Raw genomic sequence first — 22,559 nt, 5'->3', positions numbered from 1 at the left:
TTGTTAAACACATCTCAAGTCGTCCTATGCATTCAATATCAAGAAAAGATTTTATAAAGAGTTCGTCTCTGCTTCTGGCAGGAGGAAGCGTCTTAATGGGAGAAGCTTCTCCTGCAAACCAAGTTATTCAGATGGAAACTACCAGCAAACACAAAAATTCAGCATTAGTTCTCAAAAACGTCCGACTGGAAACAGGTTTTGAACACGAAAATGAGGAAATAGTTGGAACCAAAACAGACTTGTTTACTTTGGAATTCGAAAATGGAAAAATAAAAGCTATACTTCCTAACAAGCCTGATACTGAAACTGTAGATGCAAAGGGATTATTAATGCTGCCTGCAATGAAGGATATGCATATTCACCTGGACAAAACTTATTACGGAGGACATTGGAAAGCCAGATCTAAGAAAAACAGATCAGTCAAAGATATGATAGTCTTTGAACAGAAGCTGATGCCTCAACTCTTGCCATCATCGACCTACCGCGCAGAAAAGCTGATCGAACTCTTACAGTCTCATGGTGTGAATTTTGCCAGAAGTCATGTTAATATAGAGCCTGCGTCCAAACTTAATTCCTTAAAAAATCTGCAGGTTGCTATTGAGAACAAAAAAGATTCTTTTGGTACAGAATTGGTCGCCTTTCCGCAACATGGGATATTCTATTCGCACTCGGAACAATTAATGAAAGATGTCGCTGCTATGGATATAGATTTTATCGGTGGATTAGACCCGTTCTCTATTGACGGAAGCATCGAGAAAAGTATTGATTTTATTGTACAACTGGCTTTGGACAATAATAAAGGTATAGATATACATCTTCACGAAGGAGGAGAGTCAGGTCTCAAAACGGTAGAATATCTTATTCAAAAGGTTATGGAAAATCCGGTCCTACAGCATAAAACATTCTTAAGTCATTGTTTTGTGCTGGCTAAATTAGAGAATCAGAAACTACAGGAGACTGCCGAAAAATTAGCAAATGCTCATGTCGGCATTATATCTACTGTTCCGTTTGGAGGTATTATTATGCCTATCCCTACACTTTACAAATATGGAGTAGATGTACGTACAGGTAATGACAGTATCATCGATCATTGGAATACATTCGGATCGGGCAGCATCCTTCAGAAGTCCAATCTGATGGCTCAGTTATATGGATACTCAACAGAATTTGAGTTGTCAAGATGCTTAAAGATTGCAACTCATAATATTCTTCCACTTGATGATCAGGGCAACAGACAATGGCCTCAGGTCAACGATCAGGCAGATGTTATTCTGGTAGACGCAAGTTGCTCCGCAGAAGCTGTAGCGCGGATATCGCCTGTCAAATCATTAATTCATCAGGGTAATATTATTTATTAATCTCATTATGAATCATTTTTTATTGATTTTTTCCATCATTTTTCTAAACGCTTGCGAGGCAGATATGAAAACCGAAACGTCATCAAAACTTCAGACTTCTATTGTAGAAGCTGTTAAAGCAAATCAACTGGCAGAAGTAGAATCCCTTCTTAAAAACGGAGCAAATGTAAATTCAAAAGATAAAAATGCTAAATCTTTGTTATTAATTGCCACCCAATCCCGATACATAGAGATGGCGAGATTACTGGTTAACAACGACGCTGATGTCAATATGCAGGATGATATTTTTGACAGCCCGTTTCTTTATGCCGGAGCTGCAGGATATACGGAATTAGTACAGCTTTTTCTTGAACACGGAGCGCGTTTCGATGTATACAACCGCTACCATGGCACTGCTTTGATTCCTGCATGCGAAAGAGGACATCTGGATGTTGTAAAATTACTGTCCGGAACTCCGAAATTTCCCATTAATCATATTAACAGACTTGGATGGACAGCTTTAATGGAAGCCGTAGTCCTCGGAAATGGCAGTGAAGTTTATGTCGAAATCGTGAATACATTGGTAAAAGCAGGTTGCGATATCAATATTCCGGACAAAGATAATGTAACGGCTCTGGAACATGCCAAAGCAAGAGGATATACCGCTATTGCGCAGGTTCTGGAGAATGCTGGTAAAAGATAGACTTCAAAATATTCAACCTACCTGTTGAAAAACAAAAACGTCAGGCAAAATTGCCGGACGTTTTTGTTTTATATAATGTACCGTTAAACAAATCAACTTAACAGTTTGATCAGTTCACCTTGAATCTCTTCCCCCTTATCCTGATTGTACCATTTTTGGATTTCCTCTTTGATTTCTTCAAACTCAGCTCCTTTTGCTTTCATTTGCATAAATACAGCTGTACATCCATCAGGTCTCGGACCCCATACTGCCAGATCTTCACCGGCTTCATTACGAATAACCAGCTTAGGAACAGATTTTCCTCCGTTGGTCAGATACTGTTCAATTAAAAAAGGAGCTGTATCTCTCAACTGTATATCTAATTCAATATTAGGATTATCTTTGACCATCTTATAGATCATCGGAACAGAGTGTGCTGCATCTCCACACCAGGGTTCAGTAATCAGAATCCAATGTTGCTTTGTCGTAATGGTTCCGAAAAAAGCCTTTGCTTCTGCTGAAGGTTCAAACTTTTTCAACCAACGGCTCATTCTGCTCCAGTTCATTTTGGTATAGTGAAAATATTCTTCATCCTGATATGCTGCATGCGCTGCAGGATTATGGAGAATGTCTTCGAAATACGCTAAGTATGCTTCAAATTTCATGATCTGCCTTCTATAATGTTTTTGAGAGTGCAAATGTGACAAAATAAATAAACCAAAGCAATAAAGACAGTGCATTAAAACAATGATATGACAGTTTGTCACTCAAAATATGGTATAAGGCCATATTTATACGATTTTGAACTAAAGTTGCCAATTGGCATAAGGGTTGATAATAGTATTGCGAAACATTAAAAATAAATAAAATACAAGATATGTCTAAAATTATAGGAATTGACTTAGGTACTACGAACTCATGCGTTGCTGTAATGGAAGGTAACGAGCCAGTAGTTATAGCCAACAACGAAGGTAAACGTACAACACCTTCTATCGTTGCATTTGTTGATGGAGGAGAGCGCAAGGTAGGTGATCCTGCAAAACGTCAAGCAATTACAAATCCCCACAAAACGGTTTATTCTATCAAACGTTTTATGGGTACATCTTACGATGAATCTGTTAAAGAAGCAGAACATGTACCATATAATGTCGTAAAAGGTGACAATAATACACCTCGTGTAGAAATTGACGACCGCAAGTATACTCCTCAGGAGATTTCAGCTATGATTCTTCAGAAAATGAAGAAAACTGCTGAAGATTTCTTGGGTCAGGAAGTTACAGAAGCAGTTATCACTGTACCTGCATACTTTAATGACGCACAGCGTCAGGCGACAAAAGAAGCAGGAGAGATCGCAGGTCTGACTGTTAAACGGATTATCAATGAACCTACTGCTGCTGCGTTGGCATATGGTCTGGATAAAGCGCATAAAGACATGAAAATCGTTGTCTTTGACTGTGGTGGTGGTACACATGACGTTTCAGTCTTAGAATTAGGTGATGGTGTATTTGAAGTAAAATCTACTGACGGTGATACACACTTAGGTGGTGACGACTTTGACAATGTGATCATCAACTGGTTGAACGACGAATTCAAAAATGAAAACAATGGCTTTGATCTGAAAAAAGATCCTATGGCATTGCAACGTCTTAAAGAAGCTGCTGAAAAAGCAAAAATTGAGTTATCAAGCACAACTTCTACAGAAATCAATCTGCCATATATTACAGCTGATGCTACAGGTCCGAAACACCTGGTGCGTACATTATCACGTGCTAAATTCGAATCTTTGGCTGCAGATCTGATCCAACGTACTATCAAACCTTGTGAATCTGCATTGAAAAATGCTGGATACAGCAAATCTGACATCGATGAAATTATCCTTGTAGGTGGTTCGACTCGTATCCCTGCAATCGTGGATGCTGTTAAAAACTTCTTTGGAAAAGAACCTTCAAAAGGTGTTAATCCGGATGAAGTAGTAGCATTAGGTGCTGCAATTCAGGGTGGTGTATTGACAGGTGAAGTAAAAGATGTATTGTTATTAGATGTTACACCTCTTTCATTGGGTATTGAAACAATGGGTGGTGTAATGACTAAATTGATCGAAGCGAATACAACTATTCCTACGAAAAAATCTGAAACATTCTCTACAGCATCTGACAACCAGCCTTCTGTAGAAATTCATATCCTTCAGGGAGAGCGCCCAATGGCTTCTCAAAACCGTACAATCGGTCGTTTCCACCTGAATGATATCCCTGCAGCTCCTCGTGGAGTGCCTCAGATCGAAGTAACATTTGATATTGATGCCAACGGTATCATCAAGGTTTCGGCAAAAGATAAAGCAACCGGAAAAGAGCAAAATATCCGTATTGAAGCATCTTCAGGTTTGTCTGATGAAGAAATCCAAAAAATGAAACAGGAAGCTGAAGCAAATGCGGATGCGGATAAGAAAATCAAAGAAGAAGCTGATAAAATCAATGCAGCAGATGCTTTAGTATTTTCTACTGAAAAACAATTAAAAGAATACGGAGATAAGATCTCTGCAGACAAAAAAGCAACTATCGAAGCTGGTTTAGAGAAATTGAAAACTGCGTATGCTGCTAAAAACTTTGCAGATATCGATACTGCTTCAGCAGAATTACAAGCTGCATGGAATGCTGCTTCTGAAGAAATGTATGCAGCATCTAACAATGGCGCACAGCCTCAGGGTGATGCCGGACAAGGCCAGCCAGGTGGAAATCAGGGCGGTGCAGATGATGTAACTGACGTTGATTACGAAGAGGTAAAATAACACCCTCCATTTTACATAACAAAGCCCGAAGGTAATACCTTCGGGCTTTTGTTTTTATGTTCTAATCGCCCTCTTCCAGTTCAAATAATTCTTCAACAGACTTATCCAAAGCCTGCGATATCTTTAGAGAAAGCATTGTTGAAGGAACATACTTACCTGCTTCTAAGGCATTAATGGTTTGTCTGCTTACATTCACCAAAATGGCTAATTGCTCCTGAGAATATCCCTTTATAACCCTGTTTATTTTAATATTATTCTTCAACTGCAGTTTTCCTGTTTAATTTAAAAATACTAATATGAAAAATGATAATATAAAATAACAGCAGTTCCTGAGGAAATAAAGATATGATCCTCACAAACGTAGTACCATAAACAAAAACAGTAGCTATAAAACAAAAAATCAAGGCATAAATAATAGCCCAGGACCACGAAAACAACCGGACAGAATTAATCATCTCATCCTCAACTTTATTCCTTGAAAAAGCGATGGCAGCCAAACCAAAAAGAGTTAAACTAAGAAACAAAGTCAATGTAATTTCAACTTCCATAAACTTCAAAAATCCTTTTTCACCCATAAAAGGATCATTGATAAGAACAAAAGATTTAGTATAAATACCTTCTCCTCCTCTTTTTATGCAATCAATTACATAAAGAACAAGGGTCAGTGTAAATAAAACCACGCCTATCCAACGGAAATACCGGGGTAATAAAGGAATTTTTTTCATAATAATTTTAAGGTTTACATTTGTTAATAAACAAATGTAAAACAAACTTTACATTATGACAAATAAACTTTACTTTTTATAATGGCTTAATATTCCTTTATCCAGTGTTGCCCATATACCGGCGGGCATATTTGCTCTTTTTAATCCCTGATTGGTCCAGGTATTACAGGAATAGAACATACTATAAGCTCCTTTAGCCTCATAGAAGGCGTCTGAATTTGTATACTGGGCTTTTGTCTGTATCACAATAGGATTTCCCTGACTATCATAATCCAGTGCTTCCTTAACATGATCTATAAGCGCATGATATTGTACTGTATCGATCATCCATTTATAACAGAGTTCATCTTCCACTATCCGCTTGTAGTAGGTTACATGCAATGCCGTTTCTCCCAGACCTGTTGCTGCCACAAAAGCTGTAGAAGCTTTAAGATCTTTCCATTCCGGTGTATTCAGATAAAATCCCTTATCTCCCCAGCCTATACTCACATAACTATAGACTGTATCTTTACTTATATTATTCCTGTAAGGGAAGATAGTTGCCCAGTCCATGTTATCCTGCTTTACAGGAAGTACAAGATCTGTATGTACGCCATTAGACATAATGTATACCGTGATGGGCTTTGGTGCATCTGATGTGGTCGCACGGGCGGGTATCCGGGATAGAATACGTTCTGCCAACCAGTAAACTAATACAATGGCGATGATAGAACCAAAAATTATCATCAGGATTTTAAACATTTTTCTGAGCACAGGCTTATCGTGTTAGAGATTGTTAACTTATTATCAAACATAAAAAAATCCCGTAACATATTGTCACGGGATTTCTATTAATCGTATCTATCGCTTAAAACAGTTTTTCCGGATAAGCTCCGTCCGCTACAAGCTTAGAGATGCTTTCCTGAACGATCTCTTTATCTTCTTTATAAGTTACTCCAAACCATTTGGAGGAAGTCGGGATTACTTTAAAGTCTGTCTGTCCTGTCTGTACCAGCGCATCTGCTACAGAAGGGATAAAGAATTCTGATTTAGGATCATCAGCATTTTCTTCCACAAATGTGTGGAACATTTTTTCTGCCTGCTCAAATACCAATGGTGTAAAACCCCAGAAGTTCATAGAAACACGGCTATTCGGATCCAGCTCTGTCTCTACTCCGTTTTCTTCAAAAACGATTTTCTTTTCTCCATCGATCTCTTTATAGTAGATCTTTGTACGCTCTGTCACACTCTTCATATGACCAGAGTCCGAGACTTCGCAGACACCTCTGGATACATATCCGTGATCGGACAAAGTGTTATCTACACGGAACCCCATGAGAGCCATTTGCTTATCTGTCACTTCTGTTGTCAGAAATTCTGCCATCTTCACAAAGGAATCTGTTCCGTAGAAATCATCCGCATTGATAACACAAAAAGGCTCATTGATCTGATTCTTTGCACTTAATACAGCATGCGCTGTACCCCATGGCTTAGAGCGCTCTATCTCTCTATCTATTCCAAATTTCTTTAAATCGAAATCCTGAAAGGCATAATCAACTTCAATCTTACCGCTCAACTTAGCGTCAAAGACTTCTCTCATTTTATCGACAAATTCTTCTCTGATTATAAATACGACTTTTCCGAATCCGGCATTGATAGCATCATATATAGAATAATCAATAATAGTCTCGCCGTGAGGCCCAAAACTATCAATTTGTTTTAAAGAACCATAGCGACTAGCCATTCCCGCAGCTAATATCAATAAAGTTGGTTTACCCATATTTTTTATTATAGTTTACAAGTTGAAAATAACAGTGTTACTGAAAGTTGCAAAGATACAATTTCTATTATTTTTTCTTTAGAAAAGCTGTTAAAAGTCCGTTAGCCAGTTTACTTAGTAACTTTACTCCTTCTCTGGCTAATGTAGTGGTGGCTGTTTTTTGTGCTGCCTCCAGTGGTGTCTGTCTTCTGGAAGCGGGACGCCCCGGTGCTGACTGCGCTTTGGCAGCCTCCTGCTGAACCTTGGCACGCTGTGCTTCTTCCATTTTTTCTTCAATAATTTCTTCAGCACTCCGGTTATTGACAGACTCTTTATATTTCTGCAGTAAAGGCGAATTATTGATAATATCCGTGTACGTTTGCGGATCCACAGGTCCCATTACAGAACGCGGACCTATCATATGTGTAGCGACTACTTCCGTAGGAATACCTTTATCATTCAACACGGTGATCATGGCTTGTCCTGTACCCAGAGAAGTAAGAATTTTATCTATCTCATAAAATTCAGAATGCGGATATGTTTTCACGGTCTTCCGCAGTGCTTCGGCATCATTAGGCGTAAATGCCCGCAATGCATGCTGCACACGGTTACCCAATTGTCCGAGAACCGTTTCCGGCACATCCGTAGCAGCCTGCGTACAGAAGAATACGCCTACTCCTTTTGACCGGATCAGGCGTATAATCTGCTCGACCTGAGACAAGAACGCTTTAGAAGCACCGTTAAATAACAAATGAGCTTCGTCAAAGAAAAATACAAGTTTTGGTCTGTCCAGATCACCTACTTCCGGAAGATTTTTGAAAAGCTGTGCAAGGAGACTTAATAAAAATGTGGAAAATAACAAAGGCTGATCCTGTACATCAGAAATATTCAGAAGGCTGATAACACCCTTACCGTCTATTTTCTCAAACAGATCCTGAATTTCAAATTCCTTCTCTCCGAAAATATGTGCCAATCCTTGCTGCTCGATGGCAACTATCTTTCTCAATATCGTACCTGAGGTAGCAGAACTGATACGTCCGTAATCATTGCTGATCTCCTCCGCTCCGGGACCATCAGAAAGATAGGAAAGTAGTTTCTTCAAATCAACAAGATCTATTAACGGCATCTGCTTATCGCCGGCATATTTGAATATGGCTGCTAATACACCCGATTGTGTTTCATTCAAATCCAGAATACGGGATAAAAGTACCGGTCCGAAGTCTTCTATTGTGATCCGCATCGGAATGCCTTTATTGCCACTGAGCGAATACAGCTCTACGGGGAAATTTTGCGGTTGAAAGGGATAGGCAATCGCCTGCCCTCTTTCCTCCAGTGCAGGATTAGATTTTCCTTCCTGAGCAAAGCCTGATAAATCTCCTTTCACATCCAGCATAAATACCGGAACCTGTTCATTGGAAAGTTGCTCGGCAATGAGTTGTAAGGTCCTCGTCTTACCGGTACCTGTAGCACCTGCAATCAGACCATGTCTGTTCATCATCTTCAGCGCAAGGTTTACTTTTGCTTCTGCGACGATCTCCCCATTGAAAATTCCTGCCCCCAGGAAAATAAAAGCTCCCTTTGGTTGATAAGAGGCTGTAATCTTTTCAATAAATTGTTCCTTTGTTGCCATAAAAAATTCTATTCTTCTATCTCCGGTTATTATGTGAAGATAAGATAGTTTACGGACTATATCAAAGATCGTGCAAAAAGCTTCCAATAGAATTTTGTATCTAAAAAGTCATCTTTTGCAAAATTTATGTTATAAAAAGTGATTTATTTAGTCTTTAATTTTGTTTTTTATTTTTTTCGCCTATTTTTGTGTTGTTAGTATAAAGTAACACGAACCAGAATGTTTAGCAGAAAGCACAGAAAAGTATCAGCATTAATTTGCTTTTTCATCTTCTTCACGAAGATGGTGATTTCTGCTACACCTATCTTTTCTTCTTCTGTTGACAAAGATCACATCCTGCAAGTTGTACTACAGATTGAGATTGAGAATAACGCAAAAGCGCCTTCTCAGGCAGAAGATCATCAGGATAGTGGTTCCAAGTATTTCAGTGGAACTGCCGACATTACTACATTCTCCTGTCCGGAGACAGTCGTCAAGAATAATGAATTCCACTTGTGGGATGAAAAACACATCTGTGCCTTTCACCCGTCTGTACCCACCCCTCCGCCTAACTGTTAATCAACTATCGCATTAGTTGAGCTGAGTACCTGTATCCGGGTCTTAGGCTATTATCATTAGATTTTTTAACAGTAAAACACCATTTTTATGTTTGGTACACGTATGTCTGCTTTTCTAAAACTATCGAAAAGAGACTTAAAATATGATTTCCCTTCAAGTATTGTCGTATTTTTAGTGGCTTTGCCATTATGTCTTGGTATCGCCATGGCATCGGGGGCACCTCTTTTTGCAGGCATCTTGACGGGAATAATCGGAGGTATTGTAGTAGCCTCTATCAGTAAATCACCTCTTAGTGTCAGTGGTCCGGCCGCAGGTCTGACTGTGATTGTACTTGGTGCAATCCAGCAACTGGGCGCTTATGAGACATTCTTATTAGCCGTAGTAATCGCCGGAATTATACAATTGATTCTGGGTATCGTGAAGGCAGGTATGATCGGAAATTATTTTCCTTCCTCTGTCATTATCGGTATGCTTGCTGCAATTGGTATCACTATTATCCTCAAGCAAATTCCATTAGCGATGGGACTAACGGAAAAACATGCTTTTGAAATGGATAACGGCGGAGGTGTTGCTGCTTTTGCAGATACATTACTGGATTCAATTAGTTATGGCGCATTGATCATCTGTCTGCTTTCATTAGCGATTCTGATCTACTGGCCTAAACTTCCGAAGGTAAGCAAAATTCCGGCACCTCTGTTAGTTGTAGCAGTGGGGCTTGGTTTAGCGATGGCATTTCAGGGTACTTCATTCCAGTTGAGTCAGGCACAACTTGTGACTGTACCTGTGGTAGGATCGTTTTCAGAATTTACTGGCCTATTTACGCTGCCGGATTTCTCTCAGATCTTAAATAAAGAAGTATGGATAGTAGCTTTTACAATTGCTATCATTGCCAGTCTGGAGACACTTCTTAGCATAGAGGCTGTAGATAAAATAGATCCGTTCAAACGCAATACACCGACTAACAGAGAGTTGATTGCGCAAGGTGTAGGTAATATGGCCAGCGGTATGCTGGGTGGTCTTCCTATGACTTCGGTAATCGTACGTTCTTCTGCCAATGTAAATGCCGGTGGACGCACACGTCAGTCTGCGATGTTACACGGTTTATGGTTATTTATAGCCTTATTAGCTATACCTACTGTATTGAACATGATTCCGCTATCCTGTCTTGCCGCTATCCTGCTGCATACCGGTTATAAGTTAGCAAAGCCTGCTCTCTTCAAAGAGATGTATGTTAAGGGTTGGGATCAGTTTATTCCTTTCTTCATGACAATCGCTGTAGTGGTATTTACAGATTTGCTGACAGGAGTAGGTGTAGGTATCGTAGTCGCAACGTTTTATATCCTGAAAGCAAATATGAAAAATGCATTCAAATTTGATATTATCAAACAGGATGACAACGAGAAGGCTGTAATTACACTTGCCGAAGAGGTTACGTTTCTGAATAAAGTGCCGATTCAGCAAAAATTGTACAGCCTGCCAAAGAACATCGATAAAATCGAAATTAATGGGTCACAGAGTAAATTCATTGACAAAGACGTCATTGAGGTCATTAAAGACTTCCAGCAAAATGCGATAAGTAAAGGGCGGGATATTCAATTAACAGATATAGTTTATAAAAAATAAAACATTTAATTACCGAGATTTGTATATATCAAAGCGGTAAATTTTCACGAAGTAATTTCAAATATTAACAATGGAAAATAAAGATTTAAAGTTAGGATTCGACAAAATTTTAGATGGCAACAAGGAATGGATGGACTTTGTTAAAAATGACACCTCCGGCCGATTTCAGCAACTGGCAAAAGGACAAAATCCGGAAATCCTCTGGATAGGCTGTGCAGATAGCCGTGTTCCTGCAAATGAGCTTACCGGCACAAAACCGGGAGAAGTATTTGTACACCGTAACATCGCCAACGTATGTGTACACTCTGACATGAATATGCTGAGTGTATTAGACTATGCAGTCAATGTTCTTAAAGTAAAACATGTAATCGTTGCAGGTCACTATGGATGTGGTGGTGTGGCAGCATCTCTGAGCCGCAAACAATTTGGTGTCATAGATAACTGGTTATGCCATATCAAGGATGTATATCGTTTACATGCCGCTGAAATTGATGCAATCCAGGATCCTGAACAAAAAACGAATCGTCTGGTTGAACTCAATGTTATAGAACAGGTATTCAATCTTTGTACGACATCTATTGTACAGAATGCCTGGAAAGAGCGTGATGACTTAGCCGTACACGGTATGGTAATCAATATTGGCTCCGGAGAGCTGATCGATCTTGACACCACATTCACAAATAATGAATCTTTAGGAAAAGTGTTTGCCTACTCTTAACTAAATCAAAAGGAGATCCGAATCGGATCTCCTTTTTTACTACCTGATTATTTTACCGGACTGGTCTGTTCGTACCACAAAAGGTTTACAGTATTTATCTACAATAACAGCAAACTGATATTTGCTTACGGTTTTATTACCGTCATACTCTCCTTCAAATTTTAATTTTTTATGCCAGTCCTGTATGATCTGTTTATCCAACTCATCCCCCCGCTGACTGACATACTTAATCAGACTTAGAAGGTCTTTCCATTTTATAATATCTCCGCCATTATCCAAAAACCAGATCTGACTTCGGGAATATAACTGATTAAATACAGGTTTGATTTCTTCAAACCGTACACTATCTTCCCGGTTTAGCAGGTATCGCCCTTCTTTGAATTCACCTTTTAAGATCCCTGCAAGACCAAATTTCTGTAAACCTAGAGCATGCACATCGTCCACCGGAATATCCCCATAAGGAATGATCTTGGCTCCATACTGTAGTAATTCATCCTGCAACTTCCGGATATCTATTTGACCTGCATCCGTTTTGAAAAATGCACAATATGCTGCCATAGCACCTAGCGTCTGCCCGACAGCACTTCTGAACGGGATATCATCTGCAGATGCGGGCTTAAGTTTGTTGATTAACGGATTTTGAAAGTAATTATCCTTTTGGCTTTGCAAAAATACTTTCATAGGAACAGACACAGTCTCTTCAGACAGACGTCCGCTAGCCAGAATCGTCCGTTGATGCTGAAGAGTATATGCATCCAGAGACAACCATTCTGTAGTACTTGCGAAAGAGAGTCCGGCTAATGCTGCCAGCTCATTTCCTGCAGAAAGATCCACTACAGACAACACTTCATATTTAGCTTTATCAGCTAATATGACATCCCACCGTTTACCGGCTCGTTTTAAGGATATAATCTTTTGATTTTTAGTCACCAGGAGATTAGGTTCGCTGCTGATCATTCGTTCAATACCATTCTTAAAAAGCTGAGGATTAGTATCGGTCTGTAATAACAGGGCTGATGAATCATTTTTAGGAAGAGAGGGATTGGTAGCAAACAGCAGAGATCTCCATAATCCGGCATCCAGATTATGCTGACTGGCCAACGTAATACTTTTCTCGGTAAGAGAAGGAACTAATGTCTGCTGATCAACGACCCACAAAGTAGCGACTCCCGACTTTGCACTTTGCAGGGCCGAAGAAAAGGCTTCAATGTCATTTCCATAAACTAACAATGTCGGTTTCTTGGTTTTTTGAGCAAAAGATAAAACGGGAAGAAGCAATGCGAGCAAAATGCCTGAAAATCTGATCATAATCAATACTTGTCAATTAAGGAATTAAAGATAGGAAAACCTTTGAAATACGCGTCTTATGTGCTGTGATTAGCATATAAAAATATCATGCTTAATAGCTAACTTTGTAACATGGAAAATGAAGTAAAATCATTAAATTTTATTGAAGAGATCGTTGAGGAGGATCTTCGTACAGGCAAGCACGATGGTCGTGTATTGACCCGATTCCCTCCTGAGCCGAATGGTTACCTTCATATCGGACATGCTAAATCCATCTGTCTGAATTTCGGATTGGCAAAGAAGTATAATGGAAAAACAAACCTTCGCTTTGACGACACTAACCCTGTGACTGAAGACACAGAGTATGTAGAAAGTATTAAAAAAGACATCCAATGGCTTGGTTTTCAATGGAACCAGGAACTATATACCTCCGATTACTTCCAGCAACTTTATGATTTTGCACTCGAGCTGATCAGAAAAGGATTGGCTTATGTAGATGACAGCACTGCTGAAGAAATAGCTGCAGCAAAAGGCACACCTACCGAGCCCGGAGTACCTACCCCTTATCGGGATCGTACGGTAGAGGAAAACATCACACTCTTTGAAGAGATGAGAGCCGGAAAATATAAAGAAGGTGAAAAAGTATTACGTGCGAAGATTGATCTTGCCAGCCCGAATATGCATATGCGTGATCCGCTTCTGTATCGTATCAAATTTGCAGATCATCACCGTACAGGCAATACATGGCCGATCTATCCCATGTATGACTTTGCACACGGACAAAGTGATGCGATCGAAAAGATTACACACTCACTATGTACACTGGAGTTTATTCCTCACCGTCCTTTGTATGACTGGTGTATAGACAAATTGGAGATTTATCCTTCAAAACAGTATGAATTTGCACGACTGAACCTGAATTACACGGTTATGAGTAAGCGTAAATTACTTCAACTGGTAAATGAAAAGCATGTTGAAGGATGGGACGATCCGCGTATGCCGACGATCAGCGGTCTGCGTCGTCGCGGCTATACACCTGCTAGTATTGTAGATTTCTGTGAGCGAATCGGTATTGCTAAACGCGAGAATATTATCGATGTAAGTCTGTTGGAATTCTGTATCCGTGAAGATCTGAATAAGACAGCATGGCGCCGAATGGCAGTTTTAGATCCTGTCAAAATGATTATCACCAACTATCCTGATGGACAGGTAGAAGAACTGGAAGGAGAAAATAATCCGGAAGCAGAAGGCGGGGAGGGTTCACGTAAAATTCCGTTCAGCAAAGAGCTGTGGATAGAACGTGAGGATTTTATGGAAAATGCTCCAAAGAAATTCTTCCGTTTAGGACCGGGATTATCTGTACGCCTTAAACATGCTTATATCGTGGAATGCCATGATTTTGTGAAGGATGAAAATGGTCATATAACAGAAATTCACTGTAACTATATTCCAAACTCAAAATCCGGAGAAGATACAAGTGGCCTTAAAGTAAAAGGAACGATTCATTGGGTATCTGTACCACATGCAAAAGAAGCTGAGGTAAGACTATACGACCGTCTGTTTAATGTAGAAAATCCTGCTGCAGAAGAGGACTTCAAATCTACCATCAATACAGACAGCCTTAAAATTATTCCTAAAGCTTACTTAGAGCCTGATATGGCAAATGCAGAATTAGGCAAAGGCTATCAGTTTATCCGATTGGGATATTATACATTAGATACCCGTTCCACTAAGGATCAGCTGGTATTTAACCGTACCGTTACCCTCAAAGACTCCTGGGCAAAAGAAGTCAAAAAAGGATAACCATATCTTCACATTTTTTAAAAAAAAGTCCTGTTCTGCGAAAGAAGAACAGGACTTTTTCATGCTACCTATCTGCATTATTCTCTTCCCTTTTCCAAAATACAAAATTGTCTCTGCACTTATTTTAATTCCTGATTCCGATCATATTTTTAAGCTCCTGTGCTACTTAGATTTGAAGTAGTTAAACAAATATTATATGCTATGAAAAAGTTATTATTCTCAATTATTGCAATGTTACTAATCGGTAACACAGCTGTTCAGGCTCAGGGATTCAAAGGAAAATGGTTTATCATGGGTGAAGCAGGTTATTCTACTCAATCGGATGGTAATATCCAGCATTATAGTGTACTTCCGGTTGTGGGTACATTCGTTGCACCTACGACTGCAATTGGTCTGGGGGTAGGATATTTAGGGCAGAAAGATAAAACTGTCCCTGATGTTGTCGGCAAAGAAGAGGCATTCATTGTACAACCATTGGCCCGGAAATATTGGGGTATCACGGACAACTTTTTAATTTTTGGTCAGGCAGCAGTTCCTCTGACCTTCGGCAAAAATAGCATTGACGCAAATGGAGTCAAAACAGACATCAAATTCACCGGATACGGTGTACAGTTATCTCCCGGGATAGATTATTTTATGAGCAGTCACTTTTCAATAGAAGCATCCTTCGGACTGGTTGGCTGGTCAGCGGTGAAACCTAAGGATGGAGAAACAGCAAATGACTTTAACATCGGTGTGAATTCAGGATTTCAAAACGGAGTCAAATTCGGACTCAAATATATCTTTTAACCCCCAGCACCCTATTTAACGAGCAAGGCCTGTATATTCATATTATGCAGGCCTTCTCATTTGTTGATTTAAAACGCATTTAAAACAATTGTTCTACAATCTTTTTGGTAGGCCCAGGATTACTCATCGTATAGAAGTGAAGCACCGGAGCTCCGAATTCGATCAGTTCCTTACATTGTTGCACCAGCCATTCCTGTCCTACCTGCCTTACATCGGCATTAGTATGACAATCAGCTATGGCATCACTAAGTTCTTCAGGAATATCCAGATGAAAGACACGCGGTAACGTCACCAGCTGTTTCTTGGAAGTAATAGGTTTCAAACCCGGAATAATAGGGACATTAATATCATGCTCCCGACATTTGATAACAAAATCTTTGTATTTCTGAACGTTAAAAAACATTTGGGTTACAATAAACTCGGCACCCATCTCTATCTTTTTCTTTAGAAATTTGAAATCCGTATTAAAGTTGGGGCTTTCAAAATGTTTCTCCGGATACCCGGCAACACCTATACAGAAATTGGTCTTCTCTGAAGTTTCGATATCCTCATGCAGATATCTGCCCTGATTCATATTAGCCACCTGCTCCAGCAAATCTGTCGCAAAAGAGTGTCCTCCTTCTGTCGGGATAAAATCTGCATCTCCCCGCCGTGCATCTCCGCGGAGCACCAGCACATTATCAATGCCCAGAAAATTGAGATCAATCAATGCATTTTCAGTTTCCTCTTTCGTAAATCCGCCACAAATAAGGTGAGGAACAGCATCTACCTTATATTTATTCATAATAGCAGCACAGATCGCTACTGTTCCCGGACGCTTACGGTAAGATACTCTTTCCAGCAGTCCGTTTGCATGTTCTTTATACAGGTAATCTTCGCGATGGTAGGTGACATCTATAAACGGAGGTTTGAATTCCATCAACTCGTCCATGGTTTTATATATACTCTGTATGCTCTGTCCTTTTGCAGGGGGCAGTAACTCAAAGGAAAACAAGGTTTTACCTTTAGCGTTTTGAATATGGTCAATAATTTTCATTTAGCCAGCCAAACTTCAACATGTTCATTCATGTTGACACTTTTTTAATTTCAATAATAAAATAATGTATGAAGGCTCGTAGAGAAAGACACCAGGTATTCAGTGTTTCCGCTTATCTTTCCCTTTTGTTAGTTGGGGTAGAATGTAGCACCTTGTCTCCAAGACAGGTTGCCAAGGCTTCATTGGGTCTAGTCCCTCTGCCTTTCTCTATAAGCGTAGCTAATATCGATATTCAAAGTGAAAAGTCAAAATTAAAAAAGTAAAACCTGCCACTTATCTCTATTTATTGTTTGTCACTTAGGGCATTCCGGAGATCTTTCAGGTAATAGAAAACCACCAGAAGACCCGATCTTTTATATCGGTTGGCCTCCGTATTCTTAAATGTTTCATACATCATCTCATAAGCTCTGTATGCATCAGACTCATCATAAAAGATATCTTTCCAGCTCTGCGGTACATTATCCCATTCGCGGAGTACAATACCATTTTCGAGATAACGCAACGGAGTGGGGATTCCGTCCATTTTGTATCCGTGATAAACGCCTGAATTAAGTACATGCTGAACATATGCACAGACGTAATCCAGGTTATTCAATAATCTTTTCTTGATTTCAGCATCAGATTCGCTGTCCATCGGAGCTATTCTCCATGTATTGACTTCGTATGTAAATTTACTATCCGTCTCAACGGATTGGGTACTATCTAAAGTAAAATTAAAATACAGACGTTCATTTGCTGATATTGCGCGGCTGCTAATCTCATCAAAAACACCCAAAAGCTGAATACAATCCGGTTGCTGCTCCTTGATCTCCAAAATTAATTCTGATCCATCTCTATCTTTCAGCTTAACTTTATTCTTTACCAATTCATAATTCCCGTGCATAAGTACATCCTCGATGGCCAGTACGAAAGTTTTATCCTTATTGAGCGCAAGAAAAGAACGATGATAAATTTCATGATCACAGGCAACGTTACAACCTACACTTCCCCTATCTGTCTTTTTCATAGCCTTATAGACAGACTCTTTATATCCGCATGTCATTTGATAATTCCCCGGCTGGAGCTGGATTGTTTCGGTACACGATCCGATAAAGAAAGGTAAAAGCAATAAAAGGATATACTTCATAATACAGGATTGCAGTAAATTCAGTTTTGGCTCCCGAATATAAATAGAGAAAGCTACTCTGAAAAGAGCAGCTTTTTCTTATTCGCTATATAGTTCGACCAAGCCTTCGGGCAGATCTACTTCAATAATCTCTTCTTCAGGATCAATCCCCAGTATCAGATCATCATTTAACGGAAACATCAGCTCTTTTCCGTTAAAATCAACCCTTGCGATAAATTGCTGAGGCAATTCCTGAACTTCCACGATCTCTCCCAGTTCACCATGTACTTCGTCAATAACCAGAAAGCCTTTGAGATCAGTCAGCCTGAAATCATCAGGATCACGCTCAGGCATCTTATCATTAGGAAGGTACAGTTTTTTATGTACCAGAGGCTGTGCTTTATCAATATGATCTACATCTTCAAGATTGAGATAGGCTGTACTATTGGATTGTAACTTGATATTTTCTACAAAGTAGGGTACAAGCTTCTTATTGATCTCCACAAAAAGTACATCAATATCCAGATCCTGATAATCTTCAAATTCAAAAAACAGCTGCAGCTCTCCCTTCAGTCCTCTTGTCTTGCTGATGTATCCAATATAAAAACTCTGATCTATGGTCATGATGTAAGGTAAAATATAAAAATAAAGATTCAGACGGACTATCCGATTCCATCTTTTACAAAAAAGCCGTCCCGAAAACCGGGACGGCTTAATTTTTTACTTCGTGATATGTGATTATCCTTCAGTTTCTTCAGTGTTTTCAGCGCCTTCAGTAGCTTCTGGTGCTTCCACTTCTTCAGCAGATTCTTCTACTGCAGGAGTGTTTTTTGCAGCGATAGCAGCTGCTTTGTCAGCTTTTTTCTTAGCTTCAGCGGCTAATGCAGCTTTCTTAGCTTCTTCTTTAGAAGAAGTCAGGCTATCTTTTTTACCATCGATTTTAGCAGTTTTTTCTTTAGACCATTCTGCGAATAGTTCTTCAGCTTTTGCTTCATCGAAAGCACCTTTTTTCACACCACCTTCTAAGTGTTTTTTGTACAATACACCTTTGTAAGAAAGGATAGCGCGAGCAGTATCAGTAGGTTGAGCACCTTTGTTCATCCAATCTAACGCTTTTTCGAAATCCAAAACGATTGTTGCAGGATTTGTGTTAGGGTTGTAAGAACCAAGACGTTCGATGAATTTACCATCACGTGGTGCACGTGAATCTGCTACTACTACGTGGTAAAAAGGTTTTCCTTTTTTACCATGTCTTTGCAATCTGATTTTAGTTGCCATGTTTTAATTTTGTTTTATGTATTCAACATATCCCCCGTACTGTATGTAAGAGGGGACGCAAAGATAAAAAGATTATTCCGGATTGTCAACTCTTATCTAATCAAGGGATTAAATTCAACTGTCTTCAGACTATAGAATCTTCATAAACGAATTGCGGTCTTACTTTTTGATTAGGAGAAGGGCTCTTGCCAAATAATATGTAACTTCATCCTTTGTAAAACATATGCATTTTATTTATGTCAGGGATCTTACCTCTAAAAATACTTAAAGCTTCAGCAGGATCAGGTAAAACATTCAGCCTTGCAGTGCACTATCTGACGCTGTTATTTCATCACGAATATAAATATCGCGAAATATTAGCTGTAACCTTTACGAACAAAGCAACGGAGGAGATGAAAACCCGGATTCTGGATGTATTAAAAGGACTGGCAAACAATGACCCATCTCCCGGAACTGACAACTACAGACAGCTGCTTTTAAAAGCCTATCCGCAGTATTCCAATATAGAATTACAGGATCGGGCACAGAAAATATACCGACGTATCCTGCATGACTATAGCCATTTTTCCGTCAGCACTATTGATGGTTTCGTGCAAAAGGTAATTCGTGGATTTGCATTTGAGCTGGGACTTGATGCCGCTTATAGTCTTGAAATGAATCTGGACAAAGTACAGGATCAATTGGTCAACAGGCTGGATCTGGAATTAGATGATAAACCGGAGCTGGTAGAATGGATTGTCGATCTTGCAAAAGAACGTATTGATAATGACAAAAGCTGGAATTATAAGGGAGAACTGCTGAGCCTTACGCGCGAGATATTCAAAGAACGCTTTGCTGATTTTGAGACAGGGCTTAATGAAATTGGCTATTCAAATATAGAAAAGGAATTTTCGAAATATGTACAATTAACCAAACAGCAGATCAGGTCTGTCGAAGAGGCATTGGTTTCAAAAGCGCAGTCGGTTTTGCAGGCATTCCGGGACAGTAATCTCTCAACGGATGACCTCAAAGGTAAATCCCGCAATCCCCTGTTGAAATTGACAAGGATCACAGAAAAAGACTTTGGTCAGATTTCCTCCCTTCATAAACTGATTGACACACCGGAAGAATGGTTCCAGAAAAATACTGACAACAGTCCTTTCTATTCCATCAATCCGTTATTAAAAGATCTGTGCACTTATTTTCAACATGAAGAAGGATCCTATATTCTGGCCACTCAATTCCAGAACAATGTGTACTACCTCCGTCTCATGCAGGAACTTGCGCTCTTACTGCGGGCATATCGGGAGGAAAGTGGCAACTTGTTAATCAGCGATGCGCAGCATTTATTAACCGGAATCACGGAAGATGCCGGAGATAATCCTTCTTTTATATGGGAAAAAATAGGCAATCGCTACCGCAATTTTCTGTTTGATGAGTTTCAGGACACTTCCGTTTCACAATGGAAGAGTTTCAGATCCTTAGTGCAGAATGCAATCTCTGCACCCAGCGAAGAATTTACAGATCATCTTATCGTGGGCGATACAAAGCAGTCTATTTATCGCTGGCGCAATGGCGACTGGAGCATACTCGAAAGCGGAGCCAAAGCAGATTTGGGAAGTCATCATATTGTAGATGACAATCTGGAGGATAACCATAGAAGCAGCACGGCTATTATTGAATTTAATAACTTCCTGTACGCTTCCTTTCCCCGTCTTCTGCAGGATAAACTCAATTTATTAGTTGCAGAAACCGAAAAGACCGAACTTCTGGACTGGTGGGTCGCCAAAGGATATCACGATATTATCAATTCAATATTTGAAAATGTAAGGCAGAATACAACTCCCAGAACTCCCGAAGGAGGAATTATCAAAATCAGCAAATTCAGTAAACAGGAAGAAGAAGAACGCATGTTCAGTGATTCCGTATTCAGAGAATATGCACTGAAGGATACCATTGAAGAGATCCGACGTATACAGCAGGATTTCCATTATACCTACAGTGAGATGTGTGTACTGGTGAGAACCAATGGAGAGGCAGAGTCCGTTGTCAACGAGCTGATGGCTGCAGGTATTCCCGTTGTATCAGGAGATGCGCTGATGATAGCAAACAGCACAGCTATAAAACTGATCATCAACACCCTGTATATTCTGGTAGGATATGATGAAAATACATCTTTGTATAAGGCCAATTGTATTTCGCTTTATCATAAGATCCGGGACATTGCAATTGACCCTGATATATTCCTGACCATCAAAGGAAAGAGCTTATCACAGCTTTCAGGGATACTTCCCCCACGCTTATGCGAAGAAGCTAATAACTGGATGCAACTGCCTCTGCCGGAACTGGTGGAACGTATCATCCATGCATATGGTCTGGACCAGAAACCGGAATACCTGGCCTACCTCCTTTCATTTCGGGATATTACCGCAAATGCAACAAAACAGGGAGAAAAAGGGGTATTAAGTTTTCTGAATTGGTGGGAAGAAGATGGTGTACGAAAAACATTGCCATCTCCTGATGCGGCAAATGCTGTACAGGTCATGACTATCCACAAGTCCAAAGGGCTCGCTTTCCGTGCCGTATTTATTCCATTCTGTAACCTGGATCTGGGTGGAAAGACAAATGGAATATTCTGGGTTCCCGCAGTTAACACGTCCTATGAGGCACTGAAAAGTATACCACTGAAGTACAAGGATGAATTAGCAAAGTCCAGTGTAGCAAACTATTACTTTGAAGAGAACCTGTACAGCCACATCGATGCACTTAACATGATCTATGTGGCGACCACACGTGCAAAAGATTATCTGTATATCGGCATCAAGGAAAAGAAAGATTTGAAAAAGCTAAGCAATACCGGCGATCTTTTCCAGCTTGTTTTAGCAGAGCATTTTGAATCTGAAGACGTGTATAATGTTGAAAAACCTGTCCGTACAGATAGAAAACAGGATTCTCCGCAAACGATCGGCTTGCATGCCTACCCTACTTCTGACAGATTATCGGATATCTATATTCCTCATGAGGAAAAAAATGCAGCTCACGTTCTTCATATTGGACAGGCCGGAAGACAAGGAAGTATACTTCATACCATACTCGCTGATATAAAGTCTTTGGCCGAGCTTCCATCCTATCTGGACAGCCTCCTGCTGGAAGGAACAATTATGGAGGAAGAAAAAATCCTGTTCCAACAGGAAGCAACACGTGTATTACAACATGAACAGCTAAATGAGTTATTGAGTAAAGCAGAGCAGCATTTTTCGGAAAGATCTATTGTGAGTGCTGACGGGCATGTCTATCGTCCTGACAAAATACTGATTCAGGATAATTTTGTAGCCGTCATCGATTATAAATTTACATTTCAGGAGCATCCGGAACATTTGGATCAGGTCCGTATCTATATGGATCTTCTAGGTAAAATAGGCTATAAAGATGTGGAAGGATATTTATTCTATGCCACCACCAATACACTTAAACCTGTTATTTAAT

20 protein-coding genes and 1 riboswitch are annotated in these 22,559 nt (G+C 39.7%); of the genes, 9 read left to right on the top strand and 11 right to left on the bottom strand.

The features are described 5' to 3' along the window. Positions 1–26: 26 nt before the first annotated feature. Together I6J03_RS10945 and I6J03_RS10940 are read left to right on the top strand one after the other, a co-directional pair. Positions 27–1,358 (top strand): amidohydrolase, encoded by a 1,332-nt coding sequence (locus I6J03_RS10945; protein ID WP_003012079.1) that lies wholly within the window; start codon positions 27–29, stop codon positions 1,356–1,358. Positions 1,359–1,422: 64 nt separating this feature from the next. Continuing rightward, entirely contained in the window at positions 1,423–2,040 is a 618-nt protein-coding gene (locus I6J03_RS10940; RefSeq protein WP_232279858.1) for an ankyrin repeat domain-containing protein, read from the top strand. A 92-nt stretch (positions 2,041–2,132) separates the two neighbouring features. Here the strand turns inward: I6J03_RS10940 and I6J03_RS10935 are convergent, their stop codons facing one another. Beyond that, positions 2,133–2,684, bottom strand: a complete 552-nt coding sequence (locus I6J03_RS10935; protein WP_003012075.1) for a thioredoxin family protein — start codon at positions 2,682–2,684, stop codon at positions 2,133–2,135. Between the two features lie 212 nt (positions 2,685–2,896). Here I6J03_RS10935 and dnaK point away from each other — a divergent pair, with 212 nt between their 5' ends. After that, positions 2,897–4,804, top strand: a complete 1,908-nt coding sequence (gene dnaK, locus I6J03_RS10930; protein ID WP_003012073.1) for a molecular chaperone DnaK — start codon at positions 2,897–2,899, stop codon at positions 4,802–4,804. Positions 4,805–4,865: 61 nt separating this feature from the next. Here the strand turns inward: dnaK and I6J03_RS10925 are convergent, their stop codons facing one another. The 5 genes from I6J03_RS10925 to I6J03_RS10905 all read right to left on the bottom strand — a co-directional run bounded on the left by I6J03_RS10925 (position 4,866) and on the right by I6J03_RS10905 (position 8,897). Then, a complete protein-coding gene (locus I6J03_RS10925; RefSeq protein WP_003012072.1) occupies positions 4,866–5,066 on the bottom strand; it encodes a helix-turn-helix transcriptional regulator in 201 nt (66 codons plus the stop codon). Beyond that, complete coding sequence (locus I6J03_RS10920) at positions 5,056–5,529, bottom strand: hypothetical protein (RefSeq protein WP_003012070.1); 474 nt, start codon at positions 5,527–5,529, stop codon at positions 5,056–5,058. The genes I6J03_RS10925 and I6J03_RS10920 overlap by 11 nt, the downstream gene beginning before the upstream one ends. Positions 5,530–5,598: 69 nt before the next feature. Beyond that, positions 5,599–6,255, bottom strand: a complete 657-nt coding sequence (locus I6J03_RS10915) for a TIGR02117 family protein (RefSeq protein WP_232279857.1) — start codon at positions 6,253–6,255, stop codon at positions 5,599–5,601. Positions 6,256–6,376: 121 nt separating this feature from the next. Beyond that, entirely contained in the window at positions 6,377–7,288 is a 912-nt protein-coding gene (locus I6J03_RS10910) for a nucleotidyltransferase family protein (RefSeq protein ID WP_003012066.1), read from the bottom strand. 67 nt (positions 7,289–7,355) lie between these two features. Then, the gene (locus I6J03_RS10905) at positions 7,356–8,897 is read right to left on the bottom strand and encodes a helicase HerA-like domain-containing protein (protein ID WP_003012064.1); all 1,542 of its coding nucleotides are present in this window, start codon (positions 8,895–8,897) and stop codon (positions 7,356–7,358) included. A gap of 219 nt (positions 8,898–9,116) precedes the next feature. On the opposite strand from I6J03_RS10905, the gene I6J03_RS10900 reads away from it, so the two are divergent. The 3 genes from I6J03_RS10900 (at position 9,117) to I6J03_RS10890 (ending at position 11,796) form a co-directional block, all read left to right on the top strand. After that, positions 9,117–9,455, top strand: coding sequence for a hypothetical protein (locus I6J03_RS10900; protein ID WP_232279856.1), 339 nt, complete (start codon positions 9,117–9,119; stop codon positions 9,453–9,455). Positions 9,456–9,542: 87 nt separating this feature from the next. After that, complete coding sequence (locus I6J03_RS10895; protein WP_003012060.1) at positions 9,543–11,078, top strand: SulP family inorganic anion transporter; 1,536 nt, start codon at positions 9,543–9,545, stop codon at positions 11,076–11,078. Positions 11,079–11,148: 70 nt separating this feature from the next. Continuing rightward, positions 11,149–11,796 (top strand): carbonic anhydrase, encoded by a 648-nt coding sequence (locus I6J03_RS10890; RefSeq protein WP_003012059.1) that lies wholly within the window; start codon positions 11,149–11,151, stop codon positions 11,794–11,796. Positions 11,797–11,835: 39 nt separating this feature from the next. On the opposite strand, the gene I6J03_RS10885 is transcribed toward I6J03_RS10890, so the two are convergent. Next, positions 11,836–13,104, bottom strand: a complete 1,269-nt coding sequence (locus I6J03_RS10885) for a hypothetical protein (RefSeq protein WP_003012057.1) — start codon at positions 13,102–13,104, stop codon at positions 11,836–11,838. A 111-nt stretch (positions 13,105–13,215) separates the two neighbouring features. Here I6J03_RS10885 and I6J03_RS10880 point away from each other — a divergent pair, with 111 nt between their 5' ends. Both I6J03_RS10880 and I6J03_RS10875 read left to right on the top strand, forming a co-directional pair. Continuing rightward, entirely contained in the window at positions 13,216–14,886 is a 1,671-nt protein-coding gene (locus tag I6J03_RS10880; protein ID WP_003012055.1) for a glutamine--tRNA ligase/YqeY domain fusion protein, read from the top strand. Between the two features lie 201 nt (positions 14,887–15,087). Beyond that, positions 15,088–15,675, top strand: a complete 588-nt coding sequence (locus I6J03_RS10875) for a porin family protein (RefSeq protein ID WP_232279855.1) — start codon at positions 15,088–15,090, stop codon at positions 15,673–15,675. Between the two features lie 79 nt (positions 15,676–15,754). Here I6J03_RS10875 and I6J03_RS10870 read toward each other — a convergent pair whose 3' ends face one another. From I6J03_RS10870 to I6J03_RS10855, 4 genes are all read right to left on the bottom strand, one after another. Beyond that, positions 15,755–16,711: a methylenetetrahydrofolate reductase gene (locus I6J03_RS10870; RefSeq protein WP_003012051.1), complete on the bottom strand. Its 957-nt coding sequence runs from the start codon at positions 16,709–16,711 to the stop codon at positions 15,755–15,757. Positions 16,712–16,820: 109 nt separating this feature from the next. Continuing rightward, a riboswitch (SAM riboswitch) is annotated at positions 16,821–16,927 on the bottom strand. Between the two features lie 67 nt (positions 16,928–16,994). Continuing rightward, complete coding sequence (locus I6J03_RS10865) at positions 16,995–17,717, bottom strand: hypothetical protein (protein ID WP_232279854.1); 723 nt, start codon at positions 17,715–17,717, stop codon at positions 16,995–16,997. A gap of 198 nt (positions 17,718–17,915) precedes the next feature. Continuing rightward, positions 17,916–18,440: a ribosome maturation factor RimM gene (rimM, locus tag I6J03_RS10860; RefSeq protein ID WP_002999806.1), complete on the bottom strand. Its 525-nt coding sequence runs from the start codon at positions 18,438–18,440 to the stop codon at positions 17,916–17,918. A 114-nt stretch (positions 18,441–18,554) separates the two neighbouring features. After that, a complete protein-coding gene (locus tag I6J03_RS10855) occupies positions 18,555–19,094 on the bottom strand; it encodes a 30S ribosomal protein S16 (RefSeq protein ID WP_003012047.1) in 540 nt (179 codons plus the stop codon). Positions 19,095–19,330: 236 nt separating this feature from the next. Here I6J03_RS10855 and I6J03_RS10850 point away from each other — a divergent pair, with 236 nt between their 5' ends. Beyond that, positions 19,331–22,558, top strand: a complete 3,228-nt coding sequence (locus tag I6J03_RS10850; protein ID WP_003012045.1) for a UvrD-helicase domain-containing protein — start codon at positions 19,331–19,333, stop codon at positions 22,556–22,558. Position 22,559 lies beyond the last annotated feature (1 nt).

It is taken from the genome of Sphingobacterium spiritivorum (assembly GCF_016724845.1).
Taxonomy (GTDB): Bacteria; Bacteroidota; Bacteroidia; order Sphingobacteriales; family Sphingobacteriaceae; genus Sphingobacterium; species Sphingobacterium spiritivorum_A.
This window is presented reverse-complemented; position numbering and strand designations above follow the sequence as displayed.

Bases quoted from the DNA above. Each gene is read 5' to 3' on its own strand.
- I6J03_RS10945 (WP_003012079.1), top strand. From the start codon at position 27: ATGCATTCAATATCAAGAAAAGATTTTATAAAGAGTTCGTCTCTGCTT.
- I6J03_RS10940 (WP_232279858.1), top strand. From the start codon at position 1,423: ATGAAAACCGAAACGTCATCAAAACTTCAGACTTCTATTGTAGAAGCT.
- I6J03_RS10935 (WP_003012075.1), bottom strand. From the start codon at position 2,684: ATGAAATTTGAAGCATACTTAGCGTATTTCGAAGACATTCTCCATAAT.
- dnaK (WP_003012073.1), top strand. From the start codon at position 2,897: ATGTCTAAAATTATAGGAATTGACTTAGGTACTACGAACTCATGCGTT.
- I6J03_RS10920 (WP_003012070.1), bottom strand. From the start codon at position 5,529: ATGAAAAAAATTCCTTTATTACCCCGGTATTTCCGTTGGATAGGCGTG.
- I6J03_RS10915 (WP_232279857.1), bottom strand. From the start codon at position 6,255: ATGATAATTTTTGGTTCTATCATCGCCATTGTATTAGTTTACTGGTTG.
- I6J03_RS10910 (WP_003012066.1), bottom strand. From the start codon at position 7,288: ATGGGTAAACCAACTTTATTGATATTAGCTGCGGGAATGGCTAGTCGC.
- I6J03_RS10905 (WP_003012064.1), bottom strand. From the start codon at position 8,897: ATGGCAACAAAGGAACAATTTATTGAAAAGATTACAGCCTCTTATCAA.
- I6J03_RS10900 (WP_232279856.1), top strand. From the start codon at position 9,117: ATGTTTAGCAGAAAGCACAGAAAAGTATCAGCATTAATTTGCTTTTTC.
- I6J03_RS10895 (WP_003012060.1), top strand. From the start codon at position 9,543: ATGTTTGGTACACGTATGTCTGCTTTTCTAAAACTATCGAAAAGAGAC.
- I6J03_RS10890 (WP_003012059.1), top strand. From the start codon at position 11,149: ATGGAAAATAAAGATTTAAAGTTAGGATTCGACAAAATTTTAGATGGC.
- I6J03_RS10885 (WP_003012057.1), bottom strand. From the start codon at position 13,104: ATGATCAGATTTTCAGGCATTTTGCTCGCATTGCTTCTTCCCGTTTTA.
- I6J03_RS10880 (WP_003012055.1), top strand. From the start codon at position 13,216: ATGGAAAATGAAGTAAAATCATTAAATTTTATTGAAGAGATCGTTGAG.
- I6J03_RS10875 (WP_232279855.1), top strand. From the start codon at position 15,088: ATGAAAAAGTTATTATTCTCAATTATTGCAATGTTACTAATCGGTAAC.
- I6J03_RS10870 (WP_003012051.1), bottom strand. From the start codon at position 16,711: ATGAAAATTATTGACCATATTCAAAACGCTAAAGGTAAAACCTTGTTT.
- I6J03_RS10865 (WP_232279854.1), bottom strand. From the start codon at position 17,717: ATGAAAAAGACAGATAGGGGAAGTGTAGGTTGTAACGTTGCCTGTGAT.
- rimM (WP_002999806.1), bottom strand. From the start codon at position 18,440: ATGACCATAGATCAGAGTTTTTATATTGGATACATCAGCAAGACAAGA.
- I6J03_RS10855 (WP_003012047.1), bottom strand. From the start codon at position 19,094: ATGGCAACTAAAATCAGATTGCAAAGACATGGTAAAAAAGGAAAACCT.
- I6J03_RS10850 (WP_003012045.1), top strand. From the start codon at position 19,331: ATGTCAGGGATCTTACCTCTAAAAATACTTAAAGCTTCAGCAGGATCA.